Annotated in this window: 22 protein-coding genes; 14 read left to right on the forward strand and 8 right to left on the reverse strand. The window is 66.5% G+C overall.

What is annotated here, in order from left to right:
- Positions 1-78 precede the first annotated feature (78 nt).
- Entirely contained in the window at positions 79-609 is a 531-nt protein-coding gene (locus BMY29_RS11290) for a DUF367 family protein (protein ID WP_049988777.1), read from the forward strand.
- A gap of 93 nt (positions 610-702) precedes the next feature.
- Here the strand turns inward: BMY29_RS11290 and BMY29_RS11295 are convergent, their stop codons facing one another.
- Positions 703-1,611, reverse strand: coding sequence for a hypothetical protein (locus BMY29_RS11295; protein WP_049988778.1), 909 nt, complete (start codon positions 1,609-1,611; stop codon positions 703-705).
- Positions 1,612-1,755: 144 nt separating this feature from the next.
- Here BMY29_RS11295 and BMY29_RS11300 point away from each other — a divergent pair, with 144 nt between their 5' ends.
- The gene (locus BMY29_RS11300) at positions 1,756-1,905 is read left to right on the forward strand and encodes a 50S ribosomal protein L40e (RefSeq protein WP_074854721.1); all 150 of its coding nucleotides are present in this window, start codon (positions 1,756-1,758) and stop codon (positions 1,903-1,905) included.
- A gap of 159 nt (positions 1,906-2,064) precedes the next feature.
- On the opposite strand, the gene BMY29_RS11305 is transcribed toward BMY29_RS11300, so the two are convergent.
- Positions 2,065-2,676, reverse strand: a complete 612-nt coding sequence (locus tag BMY29_RS11305) for an MBL fold metallo-hydrolase (RefSeq protein ID WP_049988779.1) — start codon at positions 2,674-2,676, stop codon at positions 2,065-2,067.
- Positions 2,677-2,905: 229 nt separating this feature from the next.
- Between BMY29_RS11305 and BMY29_RS11310 the strand changes: the two genes are divergently transcribed.
- The 6 genes from BMY29_RS11310 (at position 2,906) to BMY29_RS11335 (ending at position 7,935) form a co-directional block, all read left to right on the forward strand.
- Positions 2,906-3,082, forward strand: a complete 177-nt coding sequence (locus BMY29_RS11310) for a DUF5786 family protein (RefSeq protein ID WP_049988780.1) — start codon at positions 2,906-2,908, stop codon at positions 3,080-3,082.
- Positions 3,079-3,657, forward strand: coding sequence for an endonuclease dU (locus BMY29_RS11315; RefSeq protein WP_049988781.1), 579 nt, complete (start codon positions 3,079-3,081; stop codon positions 3,655-3,657). Before BMY29_RS11310 ends, BMY29_RS11315 begins: the two co-directional genes overlap by 4 nt.
- 82 nt (positions 3,658-3,739) lie before the next feature.
- The gene (locus BMY29_RS11320) at positions 3,740-4,336 is read left to right on the forward strand and encodes a uracil-DNA glycosylase (RefSeq protein WP_049988782.1); all 597 of its coding nucleotides are present in this window, start codon (positions 3,740-3,742) and stop codon (positions 4,334-4,336) included.
- Between the two features lie 105 nt (positions 4,337-4,441).
- Entirely contained in the window at positions 4,442-4,948 is a 507-nt protein-coding gene (locus BMY29_RS11325; protein WP_074854723.1) for a hypothetical protein, read from the forward strand.
- A 52-nt stretch (positions 4,949-5,000) separates the two neighbouring features.
- On the forward strand, positions 5,001-5,720 hold the full coding sequence (gene hisH, locus BMY29_RS11330) for an imidazole glycerol phosphate synthase subunit HisH (protein WP_049988783.1): 720 nt from the start codon (positions 5,001-5,003) through the stop codon (positions 5,718-5,720).
- A 1,015-nt stretch (positions 5,721-6,735) separates the two neighbouring features.
- Positions 6,736-7,935 (forward strand): Cdc6/Cdc18 family protein, encoded by a 1,200-nt coding sequence (locus BMY29_RS11335; RefSeq protein ID WP_049988784.1) that lies wholly within the window; start codon positions 6,736-6,738, stop codon positions 7,933-7,935.
- 36 nt (positions 7,936-7,971) lie between these two features.
- Here BMY29_RS11335 and BMY29_RS11340 read toward each other — a convergent pair whose 3' ends face one another.
- The gene (locus tag BMY29_RS11340) at positions 7,972-8,328 is read right to left on the reverse strand and encodes a hypothetical protein (protein WP_049988785.1); all 357 of its coding nucleotides are present in this window, start codon (positions 8,326-8,328) and stop codon (positions 7,972-7,974) included.
- A 233-nt stretch (positions 8,329-8,561) separates the two neighbouring features.
- Between BMY29_RS11340 and BMY29_RS11345 the strand changes: the two genes are divergently transcribed.
- The 3 genes from BMY29_RS11345 to BMY29_RS11355 all read left to right on the forward strand — a co-directional run bounded on the left by BMY29_RS11345 (position 8,562) and on the right by BMY29_RS11355 (position 12,419).
- Positions 8,562-9,788 (forward strand): sensor histidine kinase, encoded by a 1,227-nt coding sequence (locus BMY29_RS11345; RefSeq protein WP_049988786.1) that lies wholly within the window; start codon positions 8,562-8,564, stop codon positions 9,786-9,788.
- A 63-nt stretch (positions 9,789-9,851) separates the two neighbouring features.
- Positions 9,852-10,973 (forward strand): tRNA (guanine(26)-N(2))-dimethyltransferase, encoded by a 1,122-nt coding sequence (locus BMY29_RS11350; protein ID WP_049988787.1) that lies wholly within the window; start codon positions 9,852-9,854, stop codon positions 10,971-10,973.
- Positions 10,974-11,123: 150 nt separating this feature from the next.
- Complete coding sequence (locus BMY29_RS11355; protein ID WP_049988788.1) at positions 11,124-12,419, forward strand: YihY/virulence factor BrkB family protein; 1,296 nt, start codon at positions 11,124-11,126, stop codon at positions 12,417-12,419.
- A gap of 111 nt (positions 12,420-12,530) precedes the next feature.
- Here the strand turns inward: BMY29_RS11355 and BMY29_RS11360 are convergent, their stop codons facing one another.
- The 4 genes from BMY29_RS11360 to dcd all read right to left on the reverse strand — a co-directional run bounded on the left by BMY29_RS11360 (position 12,531) and on the right by dcd (position 16,183).
- Positions 12,531-13,334, reverse strand: coding sequence for an alpha/beta fold hydrolase (locus tag BMY29_RS11360; RefSeq protein WP_049988789.1), 804 nt, complete (start codon positions 13,332-13,334; stop codon positions 12,531-12,533).
- A gap of 84 nt (positions 13,335-13,418) precedes the next feature.
- Complete coding sequence (locus tag BMY29_RS11365) at positions 13,419-14,213, reverse strand: hypothetical protein (protein WP_074854725.1); 795 nt, start codon at positions 14,211-14,213, stop codon at positions 13,419-13,421.
- 90 nt (positions 14,214-14,303) lie between these two features.
- Positions 14,304-15,398, reverse strand: a complete 1,095-nt coding sequence (locus BMY29_RS11370) for a Vms1/Ankzf1 family peptidyl-tRNA hydrolase (protein ID WP_049988790.1) — start codon at positions 15,396-15,398, stop codon at positions 14,304-14,306.
- A 182-nt stretch (positions 15,399-15,580) separates the two neighbouring features.
- Positions 15,581-16,183 carry a dCTP deaminase gene (gene dcd, locus BMY29_RS11375; RefSeq protein ID WP_049988791.1) on the reverse strand — a complete coding sequence of 201 codons (603 nt, stop codon included), beginning with the start codon at positions 16,181-16,183 and terminating at the stop codon, positions 15,581-15,583.
- 170 nt (positions 16,184-16,353) lie between these two features.
- Here dcd and BMY29_RS11380 point away from each other — a divergent pair, with 170 nt between their 5' ends.
- Entirely contained in the window at positions 16,354-17,166 is an 813-nt protein-coding gene (locus tag BMY29_RS11380; protein WP_049988792.1) for a hypothetical protein, read from the forward strand.
- A gap of 66 nt (positions 17,167-17,232) precedes the next feature.
- The gene (gene pth2, locus BMY29_RS11385) at positions 17,233-17,571 is read left to right on the forward strand and encodes a peptidyl-tRNA hydrolase Pth2 (RefSeq protein ID WP_049988793.1); all 339 of its coding nucleotides are present in this window, start codon (positions 17,233-17,235) and stop codon (positions 17,569-17,571) included.
- 6 nt (positions 17,572-17,577) lie between these two features.
- Here the strand turns inward: pth2 and BMY29_RS11390 are convergent, their stop codons facing one another.
- On the reverse strand, positions 17,578-18,561 hold the full coding sequence (locus BMY29_RS11390) for a DMT family transporter (protein WP_049988794.1): 984 nt from the start codon (positions 18,559-18,561) through the stop codon (positions 17,578-17,580).
- Positions 18,562-18,801: 240 nt separating this feature from the next.
- Here BMY29_RS11390 and BMY29_RS11395 point away from each other — a divergent pair, with 240 nt between their 5' ends.
- Positions 18,802-19,596, forward strand: coding sequence for a helix-turn-helix transcriptional regulator (locus BMY29_RS11395; RefSeq protein ID WP_049988795.1), 795 nt, complete (start codon positions 18,802-18,804; stop codon positions 19,594-19,596).
- Positions 19,597-19,606 lie beyond the last annotated feature (10 nt).

Below are 19,606 nucleotides of genomic sequence, written 5' to 3' on the forward strand. Positions count from 1 at the left end.
ATCGCCGTCGGCCAGCGGGACGGCGTCGGCGGCCGGCGTTCCATACGCCTTTTCTCTCGGCCGCCCCTATCCCCTCGCGTGGAGTGTCACGTCTACTACGAGGGCGACGACGACCCCGCCAAGTGCACCGCCCGACGCCTCGAGAAGTTCGATAAGGCGACCCTCTACCGGTCGATGGGGCAGGTGCCCTACGGCGTCGTCCTCAACCCCCACGCCGACCAGGCGCTCTCGCCGGCCGACGCCGCGGACGGCCTGGGGACGCTGGTCGCGCTGGACTGCTCGTGGGAGTCCGCCGAGGCGGCGTCGTTCCGGATGAACGGCGTCCACCGGGCGCTGCCCTTCCTCGTCGCCGCCAATCCGGTCAACTACGGCCGGCCGTTCCGCCTAACCACCGTCGAAGCCCTCGCCGGCGCCTGTTGCATCTTCGGGGAGCGAGAGCGGGCCGAGGAGCTGCTCGAGCCGTTCCGCTGGGGCGAGACCTTCCTGACGCTCAACGAGGAACCCCTGCGTCGGTACAGCGAGTGCGCGGACTCGAGCGAAGTCGTCGCGGTCCAGGAGGACTACCTGGCCGACGAGGACGAGGGTGACGCCTCGACTGACGAGGGGTGACGGCTCGGCTAACGAGGACGAGGAGTGGCGCCTGGCGACGGCGACTGCCGGCTCTCCCGCTCTCACCTGCTTGCTGCCGCCCGGCTACCGCCGTCACCGGTCCGATGTCGACGCGGCGCGGCGGGCCAGCCACGATTCGTATCCGGCGTAGCCGAGTGCGATCGCGGCGAACGTCGCGAGAAGCACGATCGGGTAGAACACCCGCCCGCCGGCCGTTTGCCCCGTCTGTACGACGAGGGCGCCGAAGCCGACCGCGAGTCCGAGGAACCCGAGTCCGATCGCGGCCAGCGCGATCCGCATCGGGCGGGTCGTCGACGCCGTCGCCGGCTCCGACGCGGGGGCCGCCGCCAGGCCGCGCTCGAGCGCGCGGTCGAACGCCGCGACGCGTCGCTTCGGGATGGGAACGATCAGCGGCGGGCCCGCAATCCGTCGGAGGACGGTGACTCGCCAGGCCGACGGCGGCCCGAGCGAGAAGTGCCACGCGCCGGTCGCGTCGGCGAGGTCGACGGCGGTCGCGCCGGCGAACCGCGATTCGGGACCGACTCTGAGTCGCCCGGCGACGGGATCGAGCTCGACGGCGACCGCGAGTGAACTCCCGAACACGGACAACAGGACGGCGACGACGAGTGCGGCGGCCAGCAACCGCGGCGAAATCGTGATCCCGCCGGCGATCGCGAACGCACCGAGGACCGTCGCGACGGCGAGCCCGCGGCCCGTGAGTTGGTCCGTGCCGACGAGTTTGCCGACCCATCGCGAACCGTTCGCTCCGTAGCTCGCGATCCACCAGGCGTACAGCAGTGACATCGGGCCGCCGACGAGAACGACGATTAGGAGCAACGCGACCGTCGACCCGCTGACCGCCCCGTTCGCGGCGAGGGCGGCGACGCCGACAGCGAGCCAGAGGGCGACGCCGCCCAAGAGACCGTGCGGCGCGTACGTGACGAAGCGCACGAGCCAGCTGTTGTGCGGGCCGCAGGTCCACCGAACGGGGTCGGTCGCCATTATCGATCCGTACGCGCCGGCTCCCCCTAAGTGTTTATTATGCAATGGTTGTGGCGGCGACGCAAATGCACGAAGGAGTCCGGCGGCGTCGGCCCCGTCGCACGGACCACAGCGATTATATGTACCACGGGCTAACGGGGCGGTATGCCAAGTTTCGACGCCGCCGAGAGACGGACGCTCGAGAAGATGATCTGCATGCGCTGTAACGCTCGCAACCCGAAGCGAGCCGACAGCTGCCGCAAGTGCGGCTACGAGAAGCTTCGCCCCAAGGCGAAGGAACCCCGCGCCGCATAATCGACGGCAACGACGGATCGCGTCTCGATCCACTTTCTTCCGCGTTTCGCCGAGCAGTCACAACGCTGTCGCGTTGCTATCGCGGCGCTATCGGCGGACGAGGGCAAGTGAGAGCGAGTGTGGACGAGCGGTCGAACCGGCTACGCCCTCCGAAATCCGCTACTCGTCTGGGTACTTCGGCTCCCGCTTTTCCGCCCGCTCGAGCGCCGTCTCGACGACATCGCGCACGTCCCCGTGGAAGACGTCGCCGTGACCCGCGTACATGTGCTCGACGCCGTCTGGCATTCGATCGAGAAGGTCCTCGATGCTCTGGATGAGCCGCTCGCGGGACTGGCCGGCCATGTCGGTGCGGCCGAAGCTCCCGTAGTCGAATGCCCCGTCGTCGTGGACGACTACGTCGCCGGAGAACAGCGTCGTCTCCGAAACCAGGGAGACGTGATCGTCGGCGTGGCCCGGCGTGTAGACGACGTCGAACTCCTCGTCGCCGATCGTGACGGTGTCGCCGTCGTCGAGTTCGCGGGTCCGCGTCGGATGGTCCGCGTAGGCGTACACGTCGGGATCGAAGGCGTCGACGACGCTCTCGAGTCGCTCGACGTGGTCGCCGTGCTGGTGGGTCAGGACGACGGCCTCGAGGTCGTCGGTGTGCGAGCGAATCTCGTCGACGACGCCGTCCATCGCCCCCGCGTCGACCAGGGTCGTCCGGTCGCCGACGGCGAGGTAGGCGTTGCAGGTGAACGTCTCCGTGTCTTCGGTGACGTGATAAACCTCCATACGCGGACACTCGACGGCCGGCGGCAAAAACGGTGCCATCGACCCCGCATTCCGATCGTCGTCGCCACAGCGCCCGCTCGCATAACCTGGCAGAATCCATATATACTTCGGAGGATCGGTGGGTACACACCGGTACTGGGCCCTCTCCGGAACGTGTCTCCGGTCTTGAAAACCCCACGAAACTGGTAACCGCGGACTTTTTCAATCGCAATCGCGTAGGGAACACCGTATGGGATTCGGGAGCTACGACGAATCCGAGCAACAAGAAGTCGACGCTGATTTTGACGACGATGACGCAGTCAAGTCCGGGGAGAACAGCCACGAAGGCACAATCGAGTTCGAAAACGGTGCGACCAGCGACGAGCTGCTCGATCGGCTACAGGAGATCAAAGACGACGACGAATGAAGCCCGGGGTGCGGGCGCTGGGCGTCGCCGAATCGTACCGCGAGCGCGACGGTCGCGATCGAAATCGGAGCACGCTCGCCGGCGCCGTCGTCCGCGCGGACCGCGTCTGTGACGGCCTCGCGTACGACGCCTGTACCGTCGGCGGCACCGACGCGACCGATGCGGTGATCCGCCTGGTCGACGAGGTGGGTCGCCCGGACGTCCGGTACGTCCTGCTCGGCGCCGTCGCCCCCGCCTGGTACAACCTCCTCGATCTCTCGCGGATTCACGAGGCGGCCGCCCGCCCGGTTCTGGCCGTCACCTTCGAGGCCAGCGACGGGCTCGCGGCCGGTCTCGAAGATGCGTTTTCGGGCACCGAACTCGAACAGCGCCTGGCGACTTACCGAGCGCTGCCGGCGCGGCGCGACCTGACGGTCAACGACGAGACGGTCTACGTCAGAGCCGTCGGCCTCGACCCCGACGAAGCCGACGACGTCGTCCGGTCGTTCACCCCCGTCGGCGGCCGCCCGGAACCGATTCGCGTCGCCCGCCTGGCGGCGCGGGCGGCGGATTCGTACGCTCGTTCGTTCGAGTAGAGTCAGGGTGGGGAGAGCCGAACCGGCAGCGACGCGAGCGGGAAAGAGAAAGACGTAGGAGGCGCTCGACCGAGCCACGACTATGGGCGACATGGAGGATCTCTGCGTCACGGACTGTACGCGCTGCCCGGCGCTGGTCGACTCCCGCAGCCGGATCGTCAACGGCGGCGGCCCGGAGGACGCCGATCTCCTGTTCGTCGGCGAGGGCCCGGGCGCCAACGAGGACGAGCAGGGCGAACCGTTCGTCGGCCGCAGCGGCACCGTTCTGGACGACGGGCTCCGGACGGTCGGGCTCGACCGCAGCGACGTTCGCATCACCAACTGCGTGCGCTGCCGGCCGCCGGAGAACCGCGACCCGAAGACGGACGAACTCGCGAACTGCCGCGGCTACCTCGAACGGGAGATCGAACTCCTCGACCCGGACGTGATCGTCACGCTGGGCAAGGTCCCGAGCGAACACCTGCTGGGTCGCTCGGTCGCGGTGACCAAAGAGGCGGGCACGCTCGAAGAGGTCCGGATCGAGGACGCGCCGCGTCGGCTCCTGATCTGCGTCCACCCGGCCGCGACGCTGTACGATCGGAGCCAGGAAGAGACGTTCGAGAACGCCCTCCAGCGGGCGGCGGAACTCGCGGGCGTCGCCGACGGCGAGAGCGGGCAGACGCGACTCGACGGATTCTGATCGGACGCAGTCGCGTGACGGCGTCGCCGTCGGCGCGTATCACCCTGCCGGTACGCGATCTGATCAACGAGAATATTGATGTCGAGTGTCAGGTACTGTTCGTGTATGGTCCCCGTTCCGACGTTCGCCGCGTCCGCCGACCCGTCGTGGCGATACGGTGTCTACCTGTTCCCCGTCCCGCCGCTTCTGGTCGCGGTCTCGGACGTCGCGCTCGCGCTTTTCGTCCGAGCGGTCGAACTCGAGTCGGCCGGACTCAGAATCGTTACGTTCGTCGGGATACTGCTCGTCGGCTGGCTCTCGTACCTGTTCGCTGCGATCGTCGCAGTCGCGTTGACCGCGGACGTGCTCGCGCTTCGCGACCATCCCGGCTGGAACTCGAATCCGTGGCTCGCGGCCGGCCTCGGTGTCGTCCACGTCGCGGGGACCGAGCTGGCGTTTCCGTACCTGATTTCGGTCCCTGCCATCGGGTACTACGTCTACCGGCGACGCCAGCTGATCGCTGGTGGCGATCCCGACAGCGGCGAGGGTGGTAACGACGGCAGTGACGGCAGCGACGGCAGCGGCGACAGCGAGCCGGCCGAGTCGTCGAGCGTCCCCGCTGTGACTGAATAGGTCGCGTTGCACGAAGGACAATACACTTTACCGCGCCCCACCGAGTACCGGTATGAGCACCGCTTCGTCTCCACAGGAGCAGTCTCTCGCCTCCGTAGTCGTCGTCGATTACGGGTTGGGGAACCTCCGGAGCGTCACCCGCGGCCTCGAACGCGCGGGCGCCGACGTCGAGATTACCGACGATCCGGACGCCTTCGCCGCGGCCGACGGCGTCGTCCTGCCCGGCGTCGGCGCGTTCCGCGAGGGCGTCGAGAACGCCGATCCGCTCCGCGAGGACCTCCTCGAGGTCGCAGAGAGCGGCACGCCGCTGTTCGGGATCTGCCTCGGCATGCAGATGCTGCTCACGACCAGCGAGGAGGGCGACAACGAGGGCGAATCTGCCGTCCAGGGCCTGGATCTGATTCCCGGTACCAACGTTCGGTTTGCCGAGGGCCAGAAGGTCCCGCACATGGGTTGGAACGAACTCGACGTCCGACGCGATCACCCGCTCGTCGAGGGTATTGACAGCGGTGCGTCAGAGACGCACCGAGAAAACGGATCCGTCGAAGGCGGATCCGTTGACGGGAATTACGCCTACTTCGTCCACTCCTACTACGCGATGCCCGACGACGAGAACGCCGTGGTTGCGACGACCGACTACGAGCGGGAGTTCCCGTCGATCGTGGCCAACGAGGCCGGCAACGTCTTCGGGACGCAGTTCCACCCCGAGAAGAGCGGCGAGACGGGCCTGCAGATCTTACGGAACTTCGTCGAAATCTGCGCCGACGAGTAACGCTCCCGCGTACTCGTCGGTCGCGACGACTCCGGTCGACAAGTCTTTGCTTTTCGGTTCGTTCTCGATTCGTTCTCGATTTGTTTTCGCTTCGTTCCTCTCCGGTTCGGGGGTCCGACCAGGCCGACGAACTGGGCCGAGAAGTAGTGGCCGACGAACCGAATCGAGCGGTGGTGACCGATGAACCGAGTGGCGTCGCCGAGCGGGATCGGAGAGACACCCCTCGGTGCCGCTGTAAGTGTACAGGAGAGCGACCGAAATCCGATATCGCCGTCGGAACGTCCTCTGGTGAACGAATCCCCAACTGAACGAGTTTGCTCGAGTATAACCGGAATGCGGTTACCGGATCGCTCGGGTACCACTGAAACTCGGTTATTATCCACGATCAAACTCCGAAACTCGGTCACCATCCTGATCGAGTCGGAAGACGGTATCATTAAATATGATTGGTGTGTCACCATCCACTGAGTGTTTCGGGCGCAATTGCGTTCGGTCGGTTTCGAACGCAGAATCGCCGTTCGAGTCGAGATCACCGGTAGCGATTCGCTGCGGTCGCCCGCCTGGTCGGTCAACTGAACCCCTCGTCTGTTCCTTTCTCGCCGCCGATCCCCCGTTTCCCGTGACCCCCAAACCGCCAGGCCCTTACAGCGGCACCGCGGGGTGTGTGTCTCCGCATACAGCGGCACCGAGGGGTGGAGAACGACCGGAACGGTCCCTATAGAAACCCTTTTGCATCTATACAGGAGAAATCCGGTACTCGGTCGCAGGCGAATCCGACTGACTCCCGGTTCGCGCTCGGGCGGACCGCTCGCGATACAGCGGCACTCCGGGGTCCCCGCCGGCCGATCGCCGCGCCGATTACAGCGGAACTCCGGGGTGCGATCTCGGTCATACAGCGGCACCGAGGGGTGTGTTTTCCGCCGTTTAGCTACTCAACGGTCAAAATACCTGGCATACAGCGGCACTACGGTCCGAACAGATTAAGTGGCCGCCGCGGAATGTCCCCGGCAACTGAATGTCCGACTCGATGGATTACTTCGGCAGCGAAAACGAGATCTTCCGGAACAAGGAACTCCTGCAGGTCTCGCACCTCCCCGACGGCGACCGGATCATCGGCCGCGAGGACGAACTGACCAACCTTGCGAACGCGATCAAACCCGCCACGCGCGGGAATACGCCGAACAACGTCCTCGTCTACGGGAAGACGGGCACCGGCAAGTCCCTCTGTTCGAAGTTCATCACCAACCAGGCCGTCGAGCGCGCGAAGGGCAACGACGTCTCGATCGGCGTCGCCTACGTCGACTGCTTACAGGAGTCGACGGAGACCCAGGCCGTCCAGTCGGCCGGTCACCAGCTGAACGACCAGGCGGCGACGGACATCTCGATCCCCCATTCGGGGCTGAGCACCTCGGAGTACTACCGGCGGCTGTGGCGGATCGTCGACAACCGGTACGACGTCGCGCTGATCATCTTAGACGAGGTGGACAAGATCGAGGACGACGACATCCTGATGCAGCTCTCGCGGGCGGTCGAGTCGGGGAAACTCACCGAGAGCACGATCGGCGTCATCGGCATCTCGAACAAGGTCCGCTACAAGGACTCGTTAGACGAGCGGATCAAATCGAGCCTCTGTGAGCGCGAGTACGTTTTCTCGCCGTACGACGCGACCCAGATCCGGGAGATTCTCCGGTCGCGCGGCGACGCGTTCCACGAGGGGGTCCTCGAGGACGGCGTCGTGCCCCGCGTCGCCGCGCTGGCCGCCCGGGAACACGGCGACGCGCGGAAGGCGATCGACATCCTCCGCTTTGCTGGCGAGATCGCCGAGGAGAACGACTTCGAGACTGTCACGGAGAACTGCGTCGACCAGGCCCACGAGCGCGAGGAGACCAGCCGCCTGGCCGAACTCATCTCCAAGAGCCCGAGCCACGCGAAATTGGTCCTCGAAGCGATGGCGCTGCTCACCCAGCAAAAGGAGGGCGACAACGCGCCGGTGACGACGAACGAGGCCTACGACCTCTACAAGCGCCTGTGCGAGCGCGATCAGTCCGAGCACCTGAAGCTCCGGCGGGTGCGGGACATCCTCTCGGAGCTCGAGTTCCTCTCGATCATCGACCAGGAGCGCAAGTGGGCCGGCAGGGGGAAGGGCAACTACATGGAGAATCGGCTGATCGACGATCCGGAGGTTATCATCGCCGCGTGTAACGAGTCCGAGTAGTGGCGTCGAAACTCCTGACGCGGCCCGAGAGTCGAGTCACAGGAGTTCGCGCACGTCCGAGTACCACATGTCGTGGTAGTCGACGTGGCCCACTCGGCGCGCGATCGCGACCGCTAAGGAGTGCCAGCAGCGTTCGGTCGGATCGTCCGCGTCGAGGTTGTACTCGCTGTCCTTGCAGGTACAGCCGCCGTCTTCGACGATGTACTCCTCTTTGTAGCCGACGACGATCGTGAAATCTCGGTAGGCCTTCACCCGATTTTCGCCCACCGCCTCGATGGCGCGGACCCCGCGGTCGCCGTGGATCTGCGAAATATCATCGACGATCTCCGGCGTTAGCTCGCCGGTCTCCTCGAGGGCAGCCTGCCATCGCTCGACGGGATTGGCCTCCGACACGTCCGTGACTGTGCACCGGACTGTAAAATCGGTTTGGTTGTGCGGCCACGCGGACGGACGATCGATGGGATAATCGATGTCTCGAGGCGCGCTTCCACGCGGTTCGTCTCGGCGTTGCTGTCGGTATCGATCCGGGAATCGTTTCAGTCGCCGTGACACGTCGAACGGAGCGATATTCGGTCAATTCGACGGTTAGCGTAACCCGAAAATAGTCGCCGCACTGAGTCTCTCTAATGGGCGACCGGCATCGACTCACGACCGCTGTCAGGGGACGCGGGACGATCGCGGCCCTCGGAGCGCTGTACGTTGCGCTCGCGTTCGGCTGGGCGTTCGGACAGCTGGCCGCCGGCCATCCGATTTCGAACGTGGCGCTCGTCGCCGCCTTCATCGGCGTCCCCGGCCTGATCCTCCTGTACGGCGCCTATCGAGTACCGCGCACCGACGTTCGACCCGAGTTCTTCTCGACGATCGCGACGTGGTGTCTCGGCGGAGCGGGACTGTTGCTCGGCATGCTCGCCCTCTACCAGCTCGAGCCCGCCGAGAGCGTGAGCAATCCGTTGCGGGCTGCGCTCGTGCTCACGGCGTTCGGCGCCGCCGCGGGGTTCGGCGTCGGCGTCAACGACGCCCTGGCGAAGACGCGGGCACACGAGATCGAGCAGCGGAATCGGGAACTGAAGCGAGTAAAGCGGGAACTCGACGAAACGGTCGCTCGGCTCGAGGCGGCTAACCGGGAGTTCGAGGAATCGAACGAGCGCCTCGAACAGTTCGCCTACGCGGCCTCCCACGACCTCCAGGAACCCCTGCGGATGGTCTCGAGTTACCTCACGCTCGTCGAGAACCGGTACGGCGACGATCTCGACGCTGACGGCCGGGAGTTCATCGCGTTCGCCGTCGACGGCGCCAACCGCATGCGCGAGATGATCGACGGCCTGCTGGCGTACTCGCGGATCGAAACACAGGGGGAGCCGTTCGAACCCGTCGACCTTGACGCGGTGTTCGAGGACGTCGAGACGGACCTCCGCATCCAGATCGTCGAAAGCGATGCTACTCTCGAGATACCCTCGTTACCGACCGTCTCGGGCGACAGCAACCAGCTGCGGCAACTGTTTCAGAATCTGGTGTCGAACGCCATCGAGTACAGCGGCGACGACCCGCCGCGAGTGACCGTCGCCGCCGAGCGAAACGGATCACACTGGACGATCTCGGTCGAGGACGAGGGAATCGGCATCGATCCGGCGGACGCTGACCGCATCTTCGACGTCTTCCAGCGGCTGCACGGCCGCGAGGAGTACGACGGGACGGGGCTCGGACTCGCGCTCTGCGAGCGGATCGTCGAACGCCACGGCGGCGACATCTGGGTCGACGCCGAACCGGGCGAGGGATCGACGTTCTCGGTGACGCTGCCGGCTGCCGATTCGGAGAGCGACGCCTCGCAGCCGGTCAGCGCCGGCGAGCCCTGAGACGCACCGACGAGGACCGACCGAGACCACACCGTTTTTCGCCCGTTACCGTCGAGAGGTGGTATGCGCGTCACCGAGGGCGGGGTCGAACTCGAGGTCCCCGGCGAGCAGACCGACGGCGTCGAGGAGGCGGTGTTCTACAACCCGCGACAGGAACTGAATCGCGATCTGACGATCGCGACGCTGCGAGCCTATTGCGACCGCGAGGAGCGCGCCGAGTCGTACCTCGACGCGATGACGGCGAGCGGCATCCGCGGCGTCCGGGCCGCCGCCGACGGCTGGGACGTGACCTGCTGTGACGTCAACGAGGACGCGATCGAACTCGCCCGGGACAACCTCGAACGGAACGACTGCGAGGACCAGGCGACCGTCGAGCACCGCAACGTCAACGCCCTCATGCACGACTCGACGTTCGACGTGATCGACCTCGATCCCTACGGCACGCCGATGCCGTTCGCCGACGCGGCGTTCGCGAACTGCCGGGACCTCGTTTGCGTCACCGCGACCGACACCGCGCCCATGTGTGGCGCCCACTTCAACAGCGGCGTCCGGTCGTACTCGGCGGTCCCCCGAAACACGGACTACCACGCGGAGATGGGCGTTCGGATCCTCGTCTCCGCGCTCGCCCGCAGCGCCGCGCGGTTCGACGTCGGCGTCGAGCCGATCCTGACTCACGCGACCAGCCACTACGTCCGAACCTACCTCGAACTCGAGCACAAGCCGACCGCGGCGGACGCCGCAATCGACGAGTTAGGCCACCTCTATCACTGCGAAGACTGCCTCTACCGGGAGGCCGATCCGGGACTGATCGCCGACCCGCTCGAGACGTGTCCTCACTGCGGCGGGAATCGCATGCTCACCGCCGGGCCGGTCTGGCTCGGTCCGGTACGGGACCCCGAGTTCGTCGCGGCGGTCCGCGCGGAGGTCCCGGACACCTTCGGAACCGCCGACAACGCGCGGGACCTCTGCGAGACGCTCGAAGCGGAACTCGACGAACCGACCCACTACGACCAGCACAAGCTCTGTCGGCAGTGGGGCCTGCCCGCCAACGCGATGGACGAGTTCCTGGCCGACCTGCGCGACGCGGGCTACGCAGCCTCGCGGGCCCACTACGGCGGGACGACGTTCAAGACGGACGCCAGCGTGAGCGAGATCCGTGCGGCGACCGAGGAGAATCTGGACTGAACGCCACTCAGCTCGGTCCCGATAGAATACTACCCCTATCGCGTCAAAAGGGCCATATTCCGTCCGGACTGCGAATTGCCTCGCCGTAACGGGGCGTTGCAGTGTCGTGCTATGTGATTACATATTTATCTCCTCGTAGAAACGCGACGCGTGATCGACAGACGGGAATTCGAACTGACCGGGCGGGCCGTCCGGCTCGCCAGGGGCGAACAGCTAACGTTGCTCGCGGCCGGCGTCGCGTTCTACGGGTTCATCTCGCTCGTCCCGCTGATGTTGCTCGCGCTGGGGATCGCCGCGTCGATCGGCGGCGAGGCCCTCGCGATCCGGCTCACCGAAGGTGCCGAAGACGTCCTCACGCCGGCGGCCAGGCAACTGCTCGCCGAGACGCTCGTCGACGAGACCGGCCGGCAGAGTGCGACCGTCGCCGGCGTTCTCGGACTGCTGTGGGGGGCGAGTCGGGTGCTTCGCGGACTCGACCGGGCCTTCTCGAAAGTGTACGGGACCGTCGGCTCGAAGTCGCTGCTCGACACGTTCTGGGACGCGACGCTCGTCTCGCTGGTCATCGCCGCCGGTCTGGCGCTGGTCGGCGCCCTCGAGTTCGCGATTCGGATCGTTCCGGGGACGGGCCTGGCGGTCGTCGGCCAGCTGTTCGTCGTGTTGGGACTGTTCGCGACGTTCCTGCCGCTGTATATCGTCTTTCCGGACGCGAACGTCGGCTTTCGCGAGGCGGTTCCGGGATCGGTCGTCGCCGCCGTCGGCTGGTACGTGCTGAGTCACGCGTTCTCGCTGTACGCTACTCTGATCGGCGAGTACGCGATCTACGGCGCGCTCGGGGCCGTGTTTCTCGTCTTAATCTGGCTCTACGTCGGCGCGATCATCCTGGTTTTCGGGGCGGTACTCAACGCCGTCCTCGCCGACCGTGAAGTGGATCGGCAGCTACAAAGTCCCGGCGGACGACAGGTCCCGACAGAAGCGATGACCGACGACGCCACGGGTGCCGACGAGGGGGCCACGGAGGACCGCACCGGCGATCACGCGGCGAGAGGCCGCGCGAGCGCCCGAACCCGCGATCGGGCGGACGATCCGGAAGCCCTCCGCGAGGAGATCGAGCGGCTGCGCGACCGCGTCGACGAGTTCGAGGACGACGTCGAGGACCGCACTGTCAGGAAGGAGTCCCTCGAGAGCGAACTCAAACGCTACGTCCGCCGCCGCGCCCGACGCGGTCACGCGCGCGACTGGGGTCCGTACCTCGTCTTGCTGTACGGGACCGCGATGTCGATCGCGGCGTTTTACTTCCTCTCGGGCGGCTGGGCGATCCTCGCGATGTTCGTCGTCTGGACGTCAACGCTCGGCGTCTACGTGCTGATGGTGCTGTTCGGCTTCGGGATCGGCGTACTCGGACTTCCGGGTCGCCTGCGCGATCTGATCGGCGAGCGCCGTTCCTGAATCCGCCGACGACCGATACCGTCAATACCGTTCCGGCTCCTTCTCGGCGGCCCCGTCCGTTCTCGGCACCGATTCACAGCCGCTCGCGATCCGCTCGGTCCGCAAGCGTCGTCACTGCCGCGTGCGGGCGGCCTGGCGAACGAACCGTCGCACGCGGTCCGTGTACGTCGCCGGCCGGTGGAGGTTACAGATGTGGCCGGCGTCGGCCAGCACTTCGACGCGGCCGTCTCGTGCCGCCGCAGCGTGGGCCTGCTCGCCGCGGCGCATGAGTTTGTCGTTCTCCCCGTTGAGGATCAGCGTCGAGCCGGGATAGGTCGAGAGCGCGCCCCGGAAGTCCTCTCCCGCGATGTCCGGGCCTGCGTCGCCGAACTGCTTGGGATAAAACCCCGAATCGATGATCTCCCGCTCGATGTCCGGCGGGAGGTTCCGGTTGCGGACCCAGCGCGCGGCGAGTTTCTCCACGGCCCGCTTCCCGAGGTCGGGTTTCGTCAGGAGTCTCGCCAGGCCGCCGGTCAGTCGCGTCCCGAGTTCCATCGTATTCACCGGATTCACGCTGCTGCCGGACAACACCAGCGCGTCGACCTCGCCGGGGAAGCGGTAGGCGTACTCCGTGACGGTGTAGCCGCCGAGCGACAGCCCGACGAGCACCGCCGAGCCGTCGGTGTATCGCTCGATGACGTCCGAGACGACGTCGATCGCCGGCTCCATTCGAAACGGCTTGCCGGCGCGGGCACCGTGCCCCGGGAGATCCGGCGCGACGACGTGAAAGTCCTCGGCGAGTTCCCGTTGCTGGGGCAGCCACATCTTTCGCGTGAACATCGCGCCGTGTACGAACACGATCGACTGTGCGTTCGACGGACCGGCGACGTCGACTCCCGTATCATCGCCGCCGGCACCCTCGCCTGGCCGTGCCATAGTCGTCGGACGTATCACGGAGAGCGACTTAGTACGGTACCCCGCACAGTACGGCGCGATCGGACACTGGGACTGGACGTGTGGCTACTCGTCTTCGTCGGTGTCAGAATCGGAATCGGAATCGGAATCGAGGTCGGCGTCCGCGAGCCGTTCCGTTTCGGGACCGCCCTCGACGTCCTCCGCGCCGTCCTCGGTCGTCGGCCCTCGTGCGGTCGACTCCGTCTCGCGGAGCGCGTCTGGATCGACCGCGGCGTCGGTCCGATTCGTGTCCTCCGACGGATCGACGGCCGCGTCCGTCCGCTGGGTTTCCTCACCGGGGTCGACTGCGGCGTCGGTTCGCCGTCTGTCTTCATCGCGATCCACTGCGGCGTCGGTGCGCCGAGCGTCACCGCCGTCGGGTCCCGAATCGCGGTCGGTTAGTTCGGTCGGATCGACCTCCGCGCCGCGACTGCGCTTCTCGACCTGTGCTACCTCGTCGGCGGCCTCGAACTCGTCGCCTTCGGCCATGTCGTCGGCGATCTCCGTCTCGTCGATCCCGCTCGCGCCGCCGGCGGGCTCCGTCTCCGGGCCCCGATCTGCTCCGTCCGATGGCGCCGTGCGTTCGGCGCTCGTTCCGGGATCCGACTCGTCTCGAATCGGTAACGCCCCGTCGAGCCGAACCGCGTCGTCGGTGACGTCCCGAACCGACTCGTGATCGAGGCGGACCGTCACCTCGGCGCCTTTCTCCCAGCCTAGCGAGGACTTGACCGAGTCGACGACCGTCGGGTCCGGCCTGACGTGAGCGACGTCGCCCTCGGCCGCCGCGACGACCCCGACGGTCTCGCCGTTGTCGTTCTCGACGGATTTGCCGACGTCGTCGTCGGTAAACGTGGCACACATACGTCGCGCTATCAGCACCCGCGGCAAGCCCGTGGTGCCTGCAACGGCCGGCCGAACGACCCGGCCGTCGATGCCGGTCGCAACCCCGCGTCAGTCGATCGGGAACCGCAACAGCGCCCCGACGCCGTCGAACGCCTCGACGAACCGCTCGCCGTCGGGAAAGTCGTCCGGGACGACGACCGTCTCGCCGCCCTGGTCGACCGTGCGGTCGCCGAGTTCCTGCAGCTCTCGTCCCTCGAGCGCCGTCGAGAGCAACAGCGTCTCGACCGCGTCGTACTCGAGGGCGTCGTCGACCTCGTCGACCCCGTAGGCGACGGGCTCATCGTCGTCGCGAACGCCCTCGAAGAACGTCTCGAGCGTTTCGCGGACGTCCCGCCGATCGCGCTCGTCGATGGCCTGTTCGCCCTTCTCCGCGAGCTGTCGCAGCCCCTGTTCGGTGGCGTACTCGACGGCGAACTCGCCGACCAGCGCGTCTTCGAGTCGGTGGTCGAGGTCGGCCTCCTCGCGGAAGTTCTCGACCGTTCCCGTGGTGCCTCCGAGCAGCATTCCGTCGATTCCGTCTTCGTCTCCGCCCCCGCTGTCAAGAAACTCGAGTTCGGCGCGCTCGGCGACCTCGTCGAAGAAGTCCCGTTTCTGCCGTTCGCGGTCGCGTTCGAACCGCTCGGCCGACTGGCCGCCGGCGCTCGATTTCCCGGGCACGTCGCTGTCGAACGTCTCGACGGGTTCGACGCCCTCGTCGTCCAGCCGACCCAGCGCGGCCCCGCCGCGCTCGACGACGACCAGGCCGTAGGTCGACTCGGGTTCGGTAACGTCCTCGAGCGGTGTGAGATCGAACTCGTTTCCGTGTTCGTATCGCGACTCCTCGATCGGGATCGGGAGGTCGTCGAAGGTCGCGGTCACGAGATCCCTGTCGACGACGCCGGCGTAGATCGCCAGGCCGTTGTCCGGAATGTCGTCGTACTCGTTTAGCCGACTCCGGACCGTTTCGAGGGCGTCGACCAGCGGCGTGGGGAACGACCGCTCGTCGAGTTGAGTCGCCTCGGCGTAGTCGGTTTCGACGGGCTGGCGGGCCTCGCCGATCGATTCGTCGGGCCTGACGGTCACCGTGACGAGCACGTCGCGGTCGGCGGACGCGTTCGAGAGGCGGGCGAGTCGCTCGTGGAGTTCGTAGTTCGCGAGAGACATGCGTAGCAGGGAGTCGTTTCTGTCGCCGCACCGTCGACGGGTCGAGAGCGGTCGCGCGGCGTAACGGGTCCGCCGTCGTGACGTCGCGTCCCGAACGTCGCAGTGAGGTAGATACCAGCGGTTACGAACGGCCCGGGGTTGAACTCCCTGCCGGCGTGTTCAGCCCCCGTTCGACGTCGTATTCACTCGTCGCGGCCGAGCTGATCGCCGCCGAACTCGTGGTCGCTCTGGATGCGCGAGGCCTGGGGGCCGTCCTGGTCCTGATACTTCGAGCCGCGCTCGCTGCCGTAGGGCCGTTCCGCTTCGGTCTTGAGCTCCGTGAAGGTGAGCTGCGAGATGCGCATGCCGGGCGTCAGCGCGACCGGCGCGGTGCCGAGGTTCGAGAGCTCGAGCGTGATCTGGCCCCTGTATCCGGGGTCGCAGAGGCCGGCCGTGGCGTGGACGACGACGGCGAGCCGGCCCAGGGAGGAGCGGCCCTCGACGTGGGCGATCAGGTCCGCCGGGATCTCGACGCGCTCGTGGGTCGTCCCGAGCACGAAGTCGCCGGGATGGAGGATGAAATCGTCGCCCTCGTCGACGATCGTCTCGGTGACGTACTCGTCGACCTCCTGTTCGGAGTTGGGATGGATACACGGGATGTTCGTCCGCTGGAACTCGAGGAACTCTCGGCCCAGCCGGAGATCGACGCTCGCGGGCTGGATCTGCAGTTTCGGCTCGTCCAGGGGCTCGACGACGAGATCGCCGTCCTCGAGTCGATCGAGGATGTCCGCGTCGGAGAGGATCATACCGGGTAGGAGCGAACCAGGCTTCCTAAATTATCCGATCCGATTGCGGTCCGATCGTGATTCGATCCCAATCAGATCGCGGCGACGGGTATCCGGCGATCGGTCGAGAAGCCGGACGCTCCCGCCATCGGCCACAATCGATTATACGGACGCATCCCGAAGGGCGTCCCATGGGTGGGCAACAGGAACGGTTCACCGGAGATGCAGGGGTGATCCATCAACGAGCGGTCAGAACGCCGCTCCCGAACGAAGCAGCCGAGCGAGTCTTCCACGAGAACATGATGACCGTCGCGGATGCCAGAGAGCGGAAGGCGGATCTGCTCGCTGATCCAGACGTCCCGCTGCTCGTCGCCTACGAGGAGGAACTCGACCGCGTCGCCGAGAGCTTCGAGCGGCGGCTCCGACGATTCGCGGGCGACGACTACGAGGAGGCCGCGATGGCCTACTACCGCGGCGAGCGCGACGACCGCGTCGGGGAACTCGCCGCGTACTACTTCGAGGGACTCTGGCGGATTCAACAGCGGACCACCATCACCGACATGGTGTTCTCCCCGCTCATCCTCCGCTATCCCGACAGTTTCACGGTGAACATCCGCTTCGCCAGCGGGTATACTACGCCGAACTCGGTGCGATACGAATCACCGGAACACTCGTCCGAAGAGTTAGACGACGACCACGCTGAGATCTACTACGAGGAGAGCGTCTACTCACAGCGCCAGGCGGCGGAGTACCTCAGGGAGACGGCACAGATCATCCGCGAGGAGTTCCCCGACCCCGACGAGAGTACGTTCGAGGAGCGAAAGTACGGCGGCATCGTCTCGGCGGGCGGGCGGCGGGGATCGGAGTTTTCGGCGCTGCTCGAGCGCGTCGAGCCCGATCCCGATCGGTTCTCGGAGCCGGTTGCGAACCCGACCCTCGTCGAAGCGGGACCGGAAGCCGACCGGACGGAACGTGAGTTCTGTCTCGACAATGTCGTCCACTGATCGCACGGTACCGGGCGCGTCGACCGTATAGTCAGGGCTAAAGGGATTCCCGTTCTCGTCTCGGCCATGAAACAGGCCATCGTCGCCCGTACGGACATCGGCATGGGACAGGGAAAGCTCGCCGCCCAGGTCGCCCACGCCTCGCTGTCGGCCTACGAGAAAGCCGACTCGCAACTGCAGAACCAGTGGAAGCAGGGCGGTCAGAAGAAGGTCGTCCTGAAAGGCGAGAGCGAACGCCAACTCCACGAACTCGCCGAGATCGCCGACCGCGACGGGATTCCCAACGCCATTATCCGTGACGCCGGGCATACGCAACTCAACCCCGGGACCGTCACCGCCCTGGCCGTCGGCCCGGCGGCGGACGACCGCGTCGACGGCATCACCGGCGATCTCTCGCTGTTCTAACGTGCTTCAGTCCGAGTGGTAGCCCCGCGGTTCCTCCCTGGCCGCAGCATCGTCGTCGTCGGACAGCGGCGCGTCGGTCGAAACGGCCGGGAGTAGCCCGCGGACGTCGATCGACTTGCTTCCCAGCACCGCGAAGCCGGCGAAGATCGTCAGGAAACCGGCGATCGCCATCGCGTCGATCGTCTCGCCCAGCAGCGCCCAGCCGCCCAGCGTCGAGACGACTGGCACGACGTAGAAGATCAGGTTCGCGCGGATCGCGCCCGCGTCGTCGAGGAGGGCGAAGTAGGCGATGTACGCGAGCACGCCGGCGAAGACGCTGACGTAGGCCAGCGCCAGGACCGCCTCGCTCGTCCAGGTGATCGCCGCCGTCGACTCGCCGGACGACCAGGCCAGCAGGTGACAGAGCGCGGCCGCGAAGGGAAGCCCCCAGGCGATCCGGACGCTACTCGAGATCGTGCTCTCGGCACGCCGGATGAGGACGGCCCCCAGCGCGGCGCTGATCGCGCCGACGAAGAGGATCCCCTTCCCGACGGCGCCGCCGAGCAGGTTCGCCGGATCGGGGCTGACGACGAGCCCGACGCCGAGCAGCCCCAGACCCATGCCGACCCCGCCGCGCCTAGAGAGGCGCTCGTCGGAGAGCAGGGCCGCGGCGAACACCGGCGTCATGATGGGGTTGAGGCTGTAGACGATCGATGCGACGGCGCTGGTGACGTACTGCTGGCCGACGAACAGCAGAGCGTTCGTCATGCCGATTGCGAGCACGCCGGTCGCGAGGATGCCGCCCAGATCGCCGCGCGTTCGCGGGACCAACTCCGACCGCGACGTGGTGAGGCCGACGTAGACCAGCATGAGAACCGCCGCGAGGTCGAATCGAATGGCGACGAACAGCAGCGGCGGGAAGTACGCCAGGCCGGCCTTCGCGGCGACGAACGTGCCCCCGAAGAAGAGACTCGCGAGGACGAAACAGACGGCGGTGCGAGTAGAGACCACGGTTATCTCGTCACCTCCGTGCGATCTGCGTACGTCGCCTCGAATCCGGGCGACGCGTAAATAGCGAAAATCATCGTACTACACCGTACGAGCTCCGGGTATATAGTTTCGTTCAGAAACTATTTCAGGACAAGAAAGTGGATCGGTCCGGGAAATCAGCGGGAGCCGTGCGGGGGATGCAGACCGTGAAAAGTTTTCACGGTGCGAAACGGATTTACCGATGCGGGACGGAGAACGGGTATGGAATCGGCGCTCGAAGAAATCGAGTTCCTCGCGCTCTCGTCGAACCGCGTCGAGGTGCTCAGGCTGCTGGCGGAGCGACGGCACACGCGCACCGAGTTGGCGGAAGCGACCGGGGCCTCGCAGGCCACCCTGGGACGGATCCTCGGGGACTTCGAGGAGCGGTCGTGGATCAGACGCGAAGACGGGGAGTACGTCGCGACCGCGACGGGTCGGCTCGTCGCGGACGGGTTCACCGACCTGCAGGAAATCCTCGAAATCGAAGGGACGCTCCGCGATATCGTGGACTACCTGCCGACCCACGCGATGGACTTCGACCTCCGGCGGCTCTCGGACGCGACGATCACCGTTCCCAGCGCGACGCGGCCCAACGCGCCGCTGGGGCGGTTGCTCGGGATCCTCCGCGAGGCCGATACGGTGCGGGCGTTCTCCCACACGTTCAACGAACAGACGCTGGGCGTCGTCCGCGAGCAAGTGGTCGGTGACGACCAGCGGTTCAAGGGCGTCTTCGGCCGGACCGCGATCGACGCGCTCGCCGACGAGTCGGAACTCCGTCGGCAACTGGAAGCGTTGCTCGACGCGGACGAGGCCGAGATCAGGGTCCGCGAGGAGGGGGTCCCCATCGCGGTGATGGTCGCCGACGAGACCGTCTACGTCCTCTTACGCGACGAGAACGGCGTCCTTCGGGCCTCCGTCGACACCGCCGACGACGCCGTCCGTTCGTGGGCCGAGGACTCCCTAGACCACTACTGGCGGACGGCAACGCCGCTCGAGTCCGAGACGCTGTCCGACTGAGGACCGATCC

The sequence above is a fragment of the Natrinema salifodinae genome (assembly GCF_900110455.1).
GTDB classification, from domain to species: Archaea; Halobacteriota; Halobacteria; order Halobacteriales; family Natrialbaceae; genus Natrinema; species Natrinema salifodinae.

Excerpts from the sequence above, each read along its gene's own strand:
- BMY29_RS11295 (WP_049988778.1), bottom strand. The coding sequence starts at position 1,611 with ATGGCGACCGACCCCGTTCGGTGGACCTGCGGCCCGCACAACAGCTGG.
- BMY29_RS11300 (WP_074854721.1), top strand. The coding sequence starts at position 1,756 with ATGCCAAGTTTCGACGCCGCCGAGAGACGGACGCTCGAGAAGATGATC.
- BMY29_RS11305 (WP_049988779.1), bottom strand. The coding sequence starts at position 2,676 with ATGGAGGTTTATCACGTCACCGAAGACACGGAGACGTTCACCTGCAAC.
- BMY29_RS11310 (WP_049988780.1), top strand. The coding sequence starts at position 2,906 with ATGGGATTCGGGAGCTACGACGAATCCGAGCAACAAGAAGTCGACGCT.
- BMY29_RS11315 (WP_049988781.1), top strand. The coding sequence starts at position 3,079 with ATGAAGCCCGGGGTGCGGGCGCTGGGCGTCGCCGAATCGTACCGCGAG.
- BMY29_RS11320 (WP_049988782.1), top strand. The coding sequence starts at position 3,740 with ATGGGCGACATGGAGGATCTCTGCGTCACGGACTGTACGCGCTGCCCG.
- BMY29_RS11325 (WP_074854723.1), top strand. The coding sequence starts at position 4,442 with ATGGTCCCCGTTCCGACGTTCGCCGCGTCCGCCGACCCGTCGTGGCGA.
- hisH (WP_049988783.1), top strand. The coding sequence starts at position 5,001 with ATGAGCACCGCTTCGTCTCCACAGGAGCAGTCTCTCGCCTCCGTAGTC.
- BMY29_RS11335 (WP_049988784.1), top strand. The coding sequence starts at position 6,736 with ATGTCCGACTCGATGGATTACTTCGGCAGCGAAAACGAGATCTTCCGG.
- BMY29_RS11345 (WP_049988786.1), top strand. The coding sequence starts at position 8,562 with ATGGGCGACCGGCATCGACTCACGACCGCTGTCAGGGGACGCGGGACG.
- BMY29_RS11350 (WP_049988787.1), top strand. The coding sequence starts at position 9,852 with ATGCGCGTCACCGAGGGCGGGGTCGAACTCGAGGTCCCCGGCGAGCAG.
- BMY29_RS11360 (WP_049988789.1), bottom strand. The coding sequence starts at position 13,334 with ATGGCACGGCCAGGCGAGGGTGCCGGCGGCGATGATACGGGAGTCGAC.
- BMY29_RS11365 (WP_074854725.1), bottom strand. The coding sequence starts at position 14,213 with ATGTGTGCCACGTTTACCGACGACGACGTCGGCAAATCCGTCGAGAAC.
- BMY29_RS11370 (WP_049988790.1), bottom strand. The coding sequence starts at position 15,398 with ATGTCTCTCGCGAACTACGAACTCCACGAGCGACTCGCCCGCCTCTCG.
- dcd (WP_049988791.1), bottom strand. The coding sequence starts at position 16,183 with ATGATCCTCTCCGACGCGGACATCCTCGATCGACTCGAGGACGGCGAT.
- BMY29_RS11380 (WP_049988792.1), top strand. The coding sequence starts at position 16,354 with ATGGGTGGGCAACAGGAACGGTTCACCGGAGATGCAGGGGTGATCCAT.
- pth2 (WP_049988793.1), top strand. The coding sequence starts at position 17,233 with ATGAAACAGGCCATCGTCGCCCGTACGGACATCGGCATGGGACAGGGA.
- BMY29_RS11395 (WP_049988795.1), top strand. The coding sequence starts at position 18,802 with ATGGAATCGGCGCTCGAAGAAATCGAGTTCCTCGCGCTCTCGTCGAAC.